10 protein-coding genes are annotated in these 10,237 nt (G+C 72.2%); 2 read left to right on the forward strand and 8 right to left on the reverse strand.

Annotated features, from left to right (window positions below):
- Nucleotides 1-4: 4 nt before the first annotated feature.
- The 7 genes from ASD06_RS19980 to ASD06_RS07935 form a co-directional block, all read right to left on the reverse strand.
- Nucleotides 5-307 carry a PfkB family carbohydrate kinase gene (locus tag ASD06_RS19980; RefSeq protein WP_200941967.1) on the reverse strand — a complete coding sequence of 101 codons (303 nt, stop codon included), beginning with the start codon at nt 305-307 and terminating at the stop codon, nt 5-7.
- Between the two features lie 425 nt (nt 308-732).
- Nucleotides 733-1,173, reverse strand: a complete 441-nt coding sequence (locus ASD06_RS18850; protein WP_369853708.1) for a very short patch repair endonuclease — start codon at nt 1,171-1,173, stop codon at nt 733-735.
- Entirely contained in the window at nt 1,170-2,327 is a 1,158-nt protein-coding gene (locus tag ASD06_RS07915) for a DNA cytosine methyltransferase (RefSeq protein ID WP_200941968.1), read from the reverse strand. The genes ASD06_RS18850 and ASD06_RS07915 overlap by 4 nt, the downstream gene beginning before the upstream one ends.
- Before the next feature lie 121 nt (nt 2,328-2,448).
- A complete protein-coding gene (locus ASD06_RS07920) occupies nt 2,449-3,330 on the reverse strand; it encodes a GIY-YIG nuclease family protein (protein WP_056675385.1) in 882 nt (293 codons plus the stop codon).
- Nucleotides 3,331-3,576: 246 nt separating this feature from the next.
- Nucleotides 3,577-5,157, reverse strand: a complete 1,581-nt coding sequence (gene guaA / locus ASD06_RS07925; protein WP_056675388.1) for a glutamine-hydrolyzing GMP synthase — start codon at nt 5,155-5,157, stop codon at nt 3,577-3,579.
- Nucleotides 5,154-5,477: a DUF3817 domain-containing protein gene (locus tag ASD06_RS07930; protein ID WP_056675391.1), complete on the reverse strand. Its 324-nt coding sequence runs from the start codon at nt 5,475-5,477 to the stop codon at nt 5,154-5,156. Before ASD06_RS07930 ends, guaA begins: the two co-directional genes overlap by 4 nt.
- The gene (locus ASD06_RS07935; RefSeq protein ID WP_056675394.1) at nt 5,474-6,247 is read right to left on the reverse strand and encodes an SURF1 family protein; all 774 of its coding nucleotides are present in this window, start codon (nt 6,245-6,247) and stop codon (nt 5,474-5,476) included. The genes ASD06_RS07930 and ASD06_RS07935 overlap by 4 nt, the downstream gene beginning before the upstream one ends.
- A gap of 63 nt (nt 6,248-6,310) precedes the next feature.
- Between ASD06_RS07935 and ASD06_RS07940 the strand changes: the two genes are divergently transcribed.
- Both ASD06_RS07940 and ASD06_RS07945 read left to right on the forward strand, forming a co-directional pair.
- Complete coding sequence (locus ASD06_RS07940; protein WP_056676376.1) at nt 6,311-8,038, forward strand: ABC transporter ATP-binding protein; 1,728 nt, start codon at nt 6,311-6,313, stop codon at nt 8,036-8,038.
- Complete coding sequence (locus tag ASD06_RS07945; RefSeq protein ID WP_056675397.1) at nt 8,035-9,831, forward strand: ABC transporter ATP-binding protein; 1,797 nt, start codon at nt 8,035-8,037, stop codon at nt 9,829-9,831. The genes ASD06_RS07940 and ASD06_RS07945 overlap by 4 nt, the downstream gene beginning before the upstream one ends.
- A 183-nt stretch (nt 9,832-10,014) precedes the next feature.
- Here ASD06_RS07945 and ASD06_RS19615 read toward each other — a convergent pair.
- Nucleotides 10,015-10,237, reverse strand: a 223-nt coding sequence (locus tag ASD06_RS19615; RefSeq protein ID WP_056675401.1) for a hypothetical protein, incomplete at its 5' end; no start/stop codon positions are given.

A 10,237-nucleotide genomic window follows, 5' to 3' on the forward strand; every position in this document is an offset into this window, starting at 1 on the left:
CGCGTCAGAGCACCGTGTCGAGCAAGGGGCTCAGGTGCGGCGTACCCAGGGATCGGGCGGCCTGCTGCGCGCCCGCCCGAAGTGCTTGCGGCACAGGCGAACCGTCAAGCGTGGCGTGCAGAAACCCCGCCATGAACGCATCCCCCGCGCCGTTGGTGTCGACGACCTTCGCGACCGGGACCGCGGCCAGCCGCCTTGACCGGCGCCAACGTCGCCATCTCGCGTGCCGTGCGCGCCTAGACACACGAGCTGCTCGACCGCTGCCGGTGCGGCTCGCCGAAGACGAGTTCGTGGTCTCGTCGAGCACCGGGATAGGCGTTCGCTATTGGATCGGTGTGGGCGAGGAGAACGCGGTACTGCAGCGGTGCACCTGCCCGGCCACCAGGATATGCTGCTAGCTGGCCGCTGGCGCCATGGTCGCCGAGGGCTACGTCGAGGAGCTCGAGCACTACGTCCCCACCGGCCCGATGGTCGTCTGAGTGCTGGCCAGAGGCGCCGACTCAAGTGGACCAGAGTCTGAGCCACTCGTACTCGCCCGAGAGAACGCGGCCGGCCCGTGGCGGCCGCCGAGCGGTTCGCCGAGGCGATCGGCCGCCCGGACGTCGAGGACCGACGGCTGCTCGCCCTGATCCATCTCGACTGGCCCTCGATGGAGGACATCGCGCCTGCTGGCCGTCACACCGGACCAGCGCCGCCAGACGCTGGCTCGGCTGGGCGTCGCTCTGGACGCGATCAGCGACCGGGACTGAGTCTCGATCGGACCACGGCGGCCACCTGCTGCGCGCCAGCCACCGGGTCCTGGTGCTCCCAGACCCGCACCACCGCCCATCCCGCCTCAGCGAGACGGGCGTCGGTGTCGGCGTCACGACGTCGGTTGCCCTCGATCTTGTCCGCCCAGAACACGGCGTTCACCCGGGCCGGCCGGTGGTGCTCGGGGCACCCGTGCCAGTAGCAACCATCCAGGAAGACCGCCACCTTGGCCCTGGTGAAGACCAGGTCGGCTCGACGGCGTAGCCCCACCATCGGCGCGACGTCGACTCGGTACCGAAGGCCCAGCGCGTGCACGGCCTTGCGCAGCGCCAGCTCTGGACGGGTGTCTCGACGGCGGTTGCCCACCATCACCCGTCGGGCCGCCTCGCTGGAGGCCCAGGACTCGCCCCGACGACCGCTCAGCGCGCGCCTCGGAGCGCCGACGCCACGGAGGTGGCGAAGACCTCCCCCAGCAGTCGTGGCACCGCGTTGCCCAGCTGGCGCATCTGCTCCCCCCTCGGACCGGCCAGCTTCCAGGTGTCCGGGAAGGTCATCACCCGCGCGGTCTCGCGCACGGTCATGTACCGGATCGAGCCGTCGTCCAGCCGCATCACCGACTCGCCTCCGGGGACGCCGTGCACGCCCGCCTTGACGGTCTTGGCCGGCCTGTCCAGCAGGTTGGGCGTGTGGCCGGCGTAGATCCGCGCGCCCGGCCAGCGGATGTGGGCGTCGACGTCCGGGTGCTCGACCTTGTCCGGCCCCGGCTCCCCCAGCCCACGGATCGCGTCTCGCAGCGTGCGCCAGCGCCGCAGACCGTCGACCGGGCCGAGGACAGCCGGGATCGCGTCGGGCCGGGGCGCCATATCGTGCTCGTCCCAGTACGAGCCGTCGACCAGCGCGTGCGCCAGCGCGGTGTCGGAGTGGGTAGCTCTGGGCGGTCGCCATTCGATCTCCAGGTCGCGCCGGAAGGCCACCATCAGCACCCGGCGGCGCAACTGCGGGACGCCGTAGTCGGCGGCGTTGACCGGCACCACGTGCACGTCGTAGCGCTCGCTGGGGTCGGAGTTCGGGTGCGCCAGGGTCTTAACCAGCCGCTTGTTGTGGTCGACCCAGGACTCGCCCTCGACCCGCTGCTCGAACGGGGCGGACAGCTCGCGGGTGATGTAGTCGAAGTAGTCGCGGAACGAGGGCCGCATCAGCCCGATCACGTTCTCGCACAGGATCGCTCTGGGCTGGATCTCGCGCATCGCTCGGAAAAACCACGGGAAGCCGTTGCGGTCGTCGGTGTCCCCGCGCGCCAAGCCGCCGAGGCTGAACGGCTGGCAGGGCGGCCCACCGGCCAGGAGGTCGACCTGGCCGGTCAACCCGGTGAAGTCCACCTCGCGCACGTCGCCCTGGATCAGCGGCCATTTGTCGCTGAGCCGCTTGGGCAGCGGTGCCTCATCACGATGCGGCGCCGCCTTGTTGGCCAGCAGCGTCTGGCATGCGCGGGGGGCGAACTCGTTGACCAGCAGATGGCGGAAGCCCGCGTCGTGCAGGGCCATCGCCAGGCCACCGCCGCCGGCGAACAACTCCACCGACGTGCCCACCTCACGGACTCTGTTGCGCTTCGGCGCGGGGTTCGACGGCACGGGTAAACAGTAGAAGGCACCACCCACAGCCGAGTCGACCGGACCTTCCCGCTAGCGAACACGCAGGTCAGACGCTCGGCGGCGTGTCGCCGCCTGAGTCCTGTGCCAGCTGTGAATGCCAGTCCCCAGGCGACAGCTCCACCAGCCCCGTCTCCGTTCGTCGCCACCCGTCGATGTTCCAGGGGCTGTCCACGCTCTCCCGGTAGACGAAGACGCCCTGGGGAATGATCGACGCCTGCCAGCCGGGTGGCAGCTGATGCAGGACGTTGGCGAGGTGGTCCATCAAAGGCGAAGGCCCGGAAGCCAACGTGACGGTTCGACCAACGTAGTCCTCGGTCATCGCCTGGTCCTTCGGCAGGCGGCTGCGCTGAGAGGCGAACTTGAACAGATCGAAGGGCACCGCGTTCTTGATCGCCAACAGCGCCTGCTCGATCGGCATGGGCTCCCCGGCTCCATCGACCTCGATCACGCAATCGTGGCGCACCGGACGGTCGAGGTACCACTTGCCTGGCCGCCCGTCGGGGCGGCCTCGCCCCACGTCCTTCGGGGCGAATCCCTCCTTCACGTTCCACGGGGCCTTGCCCTGGGCCTGGTACCGCTCGATCAGCACGGATTCCGGCGAGGCGGAGTCGACGAACTTGTCGACGTAAAGGCACCGGAACGACATGTCTGCCAGGTCGATGTTGTACCGTCCGGAGCATCGGTTGAGGTGCTGGCCCAGCCTGTTGCGCAGCGCCTGCTTGGACTTGCCGATATAGACCGGCTGTCCCTGGTGGAACAACTGGTACACGCCGTGCTCGGGTCCAAGCTTGGCGAGGTTCTCCTTCGTCAGTGGGGCGGTCTCCAGCCCCTCCAAGGCGGCTGGCAGCTGAGCGAGCAGTGCAGCGTTCAGGTCCAGGGTGAACACGTCGGCGTTCGGCAGCAACTGGCCACGCTCGCGCTTGGGCACGTCGGATCCTCCCTGGGGCGACTTCGGCCATGGGCCTCACCTGGGCCTCGCGAGCCGCTCCGACCTCATCTTGCCAAGTTCGACCGACACGATCGGACCTTAGACGGGCGTCGAAACCCCAGACCGCACGTTCGGCCTAGCGAGTGATCGGGTGCGGCTAGGCTCGACACCCAACTCAAACAGCGGCCGCGAGCCGTACTTGTAGGTACCGTCGGAGCAGGAACGGCCAGGTCACTGGCCAGTGGCTCACTCCCACTCGATGGTGCCCGGCGGCTTGCTGGTGACGTCGAGCACCACGCGGTTGACCTCGGCCACCTCGTTGGTGATCCGGGTCGAGATGCGGGCCAGGACGTCGTAGGGAAGGCGAGTCCAGTCGGCCGTCATGGCGTCCTCGCTCGACACCGGGCGCAGCACGATGGGGTGGCCGTAGGTGCGGCCGTCGCCCTGCACGCCGACCGACCGGACGTCGGCGAGCAGCACCACGGGGCACTGCCAGATGGTGCGGTCGAGCTCGGCGGCGGTGAGCTCCTCGCGCACGATGCGGTCGGCGGCGCGCAGCGTCGCGAGCCGCTCGGCGGTCACCTCGCCGACGATCCGGATGCCGAGACCCGGGCCGGGGAACGGCTGGCGCCACACGATGCCCTCGGGCACGCCGAGCTCGAGGCCGACCGCGCGCACCTCGTCCTTGAACAGCGTGCGCAGCGGCTCGACGAGCTCGAACTGCAGGTCGTCGGGCAGGCCACCGACGTTGTGGTGGCTCTTGATGTTCGCCGCGCCCTCGCCGCCACCGGACTCGACGACGTCCGGGTAGAGCGTGCCCTGCACCAGGAACTTCACGGGGTGCCCGTCGGACGCCGCCTCGCCGACGACCTCGCGCGCGGCCTGCTCGAAGGTGCGGATGAACTCGCGCCCGATCGCCTTGCGCTTCTCCTCGGGGTCGGTGAGACCCGCCAGGGCGTCGAGGAACTTCTGGGAGGCGTCGACCACCTTCAGGGCCACGCCGGTGGCCTCGACGAAGTCCCGCTCGACCTGCTCGGCCTCGCCGTCGCGCAGCAGACCGTGGTCGACGAAGACGCAGGTGAGCTGGTCGCCCACCGCCTTCTGCACGATCGCGGCGGCCACGGAGGAGTCGACGCCACCTGACAGGCCGCAGATGACGTGCGCGTCGCCGATCTGCTCGCGCACCCGCTGGACGAGCTCCTCGGCGACACCGGCGGTGGTCCACGATCGCTCGAGCCCGGCACCGCGGGCCAGGAAGTTCTCGATCACGCGCTGCCCGAACGTCGAGTGCACGACCTCGGGGTGCCACTGGACGCCGTACAGCCGGCGCTCGTCGTTCTCGAAGGCCGCGACCGGCGTGCCCACGGTCTCGGCGGTGACCCGGAAGCCCTCGGGCGCGCGCTGCACGCTGTCGCCGTGGCTCATCCACACCGACTGCTCGTCGGTCTGGCCGTGGAACAGGGTGGAGTCCTGCGGCTGCACGCGGGCCGGCGTGCCGCCGTACTCGCGCTGGCCGGTGTGCGCGACGTCGCCGCCGAGCGCCCGCGCCATGGCCTGGAAGCCGTAGCAGATGCCGAGCACGGGCACGCCCGCCTCGAACAGCGCCGGGTCGACCGCCGGCGCGCCGTCGGCGTACACGCTGCTCGGGCCGCCCGACAGCACGATCGCCGAGGGCTGCTTGGCCAGCATGCGCTCGACCGGCATGGTGTGCGGCACGATCTCGCTGTAGCAGCTGGCCTCGCGCACGCGGCGGGCGATGAGCTGGGCGTACTGCGCGCCGAAGTCGACGACGAGGACGGGGCGCGACTCCAAGGGGGCTTCGGTCACGCAGCCAGCGTATCGGCGTCGCGGCCCTCGACCTCACGCGCCACCTTGCGCTCCATGATGAACGAGAAGAACGGCACGACGCCGGCGAGCGCCACGCCAAGGATCTTCGTGAGCGGCCACTTCACCTTCAGGCCGAGGTCGGCTGTCGCCACCAGGTAGAGCATGTACAGCACGCCGTGGATCGGGCTCCACCAGGTCAGGGCGTCGTTGTCGAAGCCGTAGTGCAGCACCATCTCGGCGCACAGGATGAGCAGCCCGACGCCCACCACGAAGGCCATGATCTTGAACCGCGTCAGCGCGGACTTCACTCGCGGGGTCACACGCTGACCTTCTCACGCGGGGCCGCGCGCTGTTCGAGCTGGTCCTGGCGCACCATCTTCCACCACAGCACGAAGGCGAAGCCGGCGAAGACCCACCACTGGACGGCGTAGGCGGCGTTGCGCCAGGCCAGCCCGCCCGGTTGGGGCTTGGGGGGCGGCACGCGCTCGGGCTGGACGGCGCTCAGGGTGGCTCCCGAGGCCGGCGCCTCCTGCGTCACCACGAGAAAGCCGTTGTAGATGGGCGAGCCCCAGCGGTTCACCAGGTCGGCCGCGTCGAGGGCGGCGAGCTGACCGTCCGGCAGCGGGGCGGCGTCCTCCACCGGGGCGTCGTCGGGCTGCAGCACACCGCGCACCTCGACCGGTCCCGTGGGTGCGGTGCCCGCAGCGGCGCGCGGGTCGTCCGGCGACGGCACCCAGCCGCGGACGGCGGGCAGCCAACCCCCGGCGTCCGTGCGCAGCGCGCCCACGACCCACCACCCGTCGGTACCGCCCTGCAACCGGTGGGCGATGAGCACCTGTCGCTGCGGGTCGTAGCTGCCGCGGGCGACGACCTGGCGCCCGTCGGCGGCGGTCGCGAAGGGCTGCTGGGGCTGCAGCACCTGGGCGAGCGCCACGGGCGGCCGGGCAGCCACCTCACGCCGGGCCTTCTCGGCGCCGCGGTCGCGGGCGACCCCCAGCTGCCACGACCCCAGCCAGCCGAACGCGACGGCCACGACGACGACCGCGCCCAACAGGGCGAGCCATCGTGGTTGCAAGGCGGTGCGCAGCACGGGTTCGACGGTACGCGAAATGCCGTGGAGACCCGTCAGCGGTGGGACGTACCGTGGTCCATCGTGCGCCCCTTGCCTTACTCCGACCCCGGCACGCCCGACCTCACCGGCCCCGGGCGCTTCCTGCTCTGGGTCGGCCGCCAGCAGAAGGGGACGCTGGCGATCGGCATCGTGTGGGGCGTGGCCTGGATGGTCGCCCAGGCGCTGGTGCCGGTGGCGGTCGGTCGGGGCATCGACCACGGTGTCGTCGCCCACGACGGCGGGGCGCTGCTGCTGTGGTCGGGCGCGGTGGCCGTGCTCGCCGTCGTCCAGTCGCTGTCCGGGGTGATGCGGCACCGCACGGCCGTCAGCAACTGGCTGCAAGCGAGTTTTCGCACCGCGCAGCTGCTGGGGCACCACACCGCGGACGTCGGCGAGGCGCTCCCCCGCACCATCCCCACCGGCGAGGTGGTGTCGACCGTCACCAACGACGCGATGCGGCTCGGCGGCGCCTTCGACATCACCGCGCGGCTGTCGGGCGCGGTCGTGAGCTACGCCGTCGTCGCGGTGGTGCTGCTGCGCACGTCGGTGCCGCTCGGGCTGCTCGTGCTCGTCGGCGTCCCGGTGCTCACCGGCGCGCTCGGGCTGCTCGTGCGGCCTCTGCAGCGGCGCCAGGCCGCTCAGCGCGAGGAGGCCGGCCGGCTCACCACGCTGGGCGCGGACACGGTCGCCGGGCTGCGCGTGCTGCGCGGGATCGGCGGCGAGCAGACCTTCGTCGACCGGTACCGCCACCGCTCGCAGGCGGTGCGCGTCTCGGGCGTGCGGGTCGCGGGCGTCCAGGCGGCGCTCGACGCGGCGCAGGTGCTGCTGCCCGGCATCTTCGTCGTGCTCGTCACCTGGCTGGGAGCCCGGCTGGCCGTGGAGGGCACGATCTCGGTCGGCGACCTCGTGACCTTCTACGGGCTCTCCGCGTTCCTCGTGACGCCGCTGCGCACGGCCACCGAGGCCGTCGAGAAGATGACCCGCGCCTGGATCGGCGCCCGCAAGATCATCGCCGTGCTGCGGGTGAGCCCGCAGGTCGTCGACCGCACGAACGGCGCACGCGCCGAGCTCGACGACGCCCCGCTGCACGACCCGCTGTCGGGTGTGACGGTGACGCCGGGCCGGCTCACCGCGGTGGTCTCGGCGCGACCGGAGGAGACCGCGGCGCTCGCCGACCGGCTCGGCCGGTTCGCCGAGGTACCGAGCGCGCCGGTGCAGCTCGGCGACCAGCGCATCGACCTGCTGCCGCTGGCCGCCGTGCGCCGCCACGTCGTGGTGAGCGAGAGCGAGCCGCGGCTGTTCACCGGCTCGCTGCGCCGCCAGCTGCTGGCCGCGGCGCGGGTGGGTGACGGCGACGTCGACCGCGCGCTGCACACCGCGCTCGACACGGCGGCCGCGCACGACGTCCTCGAGGCGCTCCCCCACGGCGTCGACAGCGACGTCGAGGAGCGCGGCCGGTCGTTCAGCGGCGGCCAGCGCCAGCGGCTCTCGCTGGCTCGGGCCCTGCTCACCGACGCCCCGGTGCTCGTGCTCGTGGAGCCGACGAGCGCCGTGGACGCGCACACCGAGGCTCGCGTCGCGGCGCGGCTGAGCGAGCAGCGCGCCGGGCGCACCACCGTGGTGATGACCGCCAGCCCGCTGCTGCTCGACCACGCCGACCACGTCGTGTTCCTGCGCGACGGGGCCGTCGTCGCCGAGGGCACGCACCGCGAGCTGCTGGCAGGCGAGCCGGCGTACGCCCACACCGTCACCAGGGGGGACGACGCATGAGCGAGACCACGAAGGGCCCGGCCCCCACCGACACCAAGCTGCCGGTGGCTGGCGGCGAGAGCGTGCGCCGCGAGGCGCGACTGCTGCTGGGGCAGCACCGGCGTGGGCTCGGTGCCGTGCTCGGGCTGCACGCGGTCGCGGCGCTGGCCGGGCTCGCCGGGCCGGCACTGCTCGGACGGCTGGTCGACGCGGTGCGGACGGGGGCGACCCTCGGCCACGTCGACCGGGTCGCGGCGGTGCTGGCCGCGGCGATCCTCGTCCAGACGGCGCTCACCTGGGCGGCGCGACGACAGTCGTTCGTGCTGGCCGAGCAGGTCTTCGCCGACCTGCGCGAGCAGTTCATGGACCGCGTCGTCGCCCTGCCGCTGTCGACCGTCGAGCGCGCCGGCACCGGCGACCTGGTCACGCGCACCACCCGCGACGTCGACCAGCTCTCGCACACGGTGCGCTTCGCCGTCCCGACGGTGCTCGTGGCGTCGATGACGACGGTGCTCACGCTCGTCGCGACGTTCACCGCGGGCTGGCTCGTCGCGCTGCCGGTGCTCATCGCCGTGCCCATCCTCGCCGTCGGGTCGCGCTGGTACCTCAAGCGGGCACCGGCGGGCTACCTGCGCGAGGGGGCGACGTACGCGGTGCTCAACGGGACGGTCACCGAGACGGTCGACGGCGCCCGCACCGTCGAGGCGCTCGGTCTCGGGCCGCAGCGGCGCCGCACCGTCGACGCCAACCTCGCCGACTGCTACGCCGCCGAGCGCTACACGCTGTTCCTGCGCAGCGTGTGGTTCCCGAGCGTCGACATCGGGTACGTGCTGCCGGTCGCGGTGATCCTGCTCTGGGGCGGTTGGCTGGCCTGGGGTGGGCACGCCACGGCGGGCCAGGTGACGGCCGTGACGCTGTACGTCATCCAGCTGATGGGGCCGGTCGACGAGCTGCTGTCGTGGCTCGACGAGATCCAGGTGGGCGCGGCGTCCTTCGCGCGCATCATCGGCATCGGCGACGTGCCCGACGACCGGACGCCCACCGGTGCTCGGCCGAACGGCACCGAGATCTCGGCGCGCGACGTCCGGTACGCCTACCGCGCGGGGCACGACGTGCTCGACGGCGTGAGCCTCGACCTCGCGCCCGGCGAGCGTCTCGCGGTGGTCGGGCCGTCGGGTGCCGGCAAGTCGACGCTCGGGCGGTTGCTCGCGGGGATCCACGGGCCCCGCGTGGGGCGGGTCGAGGTCGGTGAGGTGCCGCTCGTGGACCTCGAGCTCGATGAGCTGCGCGGGCACGTCGCCCTGGTGACGCAGGAGCATCACGTCTTCGTGGGGAGCCTCGCCGACAACCTGCGGCTGGCGCGGCCGGGAGCGTCGGACGAGGAGCTGCGGGAGGCGCTGTCGGCGGTCGACGCCCTCGGCTGGGCCGAGCGACTGCCCCAGGGGCTGGCGACCGAGGTCGGCTCGGGTGGCCTGGAGCTCACGCCGTCGCAGGCGCAGCAGGTGGCGCTCGCCCGGCTCGTGCTCAACGACCCGCACACGCTGGTGCTCGACGAGGCGACGTCGCTGCTCGACCCGCGCGCCGCGCGGCACCTCGAGCGCTCGCTGTCAGCGGTGCTCGACGGCCGCACGGTGGTCGCGATCGCCCACCGGCTGCACACCGCCCACGACGCCGACCGGGTCGCCGTCGTCGAGGACGGACGGATCACCGAGATCGGCACCCACCACGAGCTGGTGGACGCCGGCGGCCCCTACGCCGCGCTCTGGGAGTCGTGGACCGACGCACCGCAGACATCTCCTCGATCCCACCCGTAACCTCCGGCTCCCCGCGTCGTTGAGCCGGGTGACGCGGGGCCGGCCGTCCACCCCCGGTGCCGGCCCCGCGTCTCTCGCACCGCGATCACGTCGAGGTCGCGGGACCGTGGCTCCAGCCGCGCTCGGTGCAGTCGTGGTCGACGACGACGTTCACCTGGTCGCGTAGGGCTCTGCTCGCGTCCTCTACTCGCGTCCGGGTGTGACCCACTGCCGCACGAGGCGTGCGATGAGGTGGTCTCGTCGGTGCGGTGGGAGGGCGAGGTCGCTCGTGCGTGGGTCTGGTGGGTTGCTGCCTGGTGGCCTGGTGTCCCAGACGACTGTTCCGTTGATGAGCTGTCCGGTGGCGCCGGTGGCGTGGGCGTAGCGGTGGTGGAAGCCGCAGAGCAGGCCGGCGTTGGTCAGGTCG

The organism is Angustibacter sp. Root456, from assembly GCF_001426435.1.
In the GTDB taxonomy this organism is placed as follows: Bacteria; Actinomycetota; Actinomycetes; order Actinomycetales; family Angustibacteraceae; genus Angustibacter.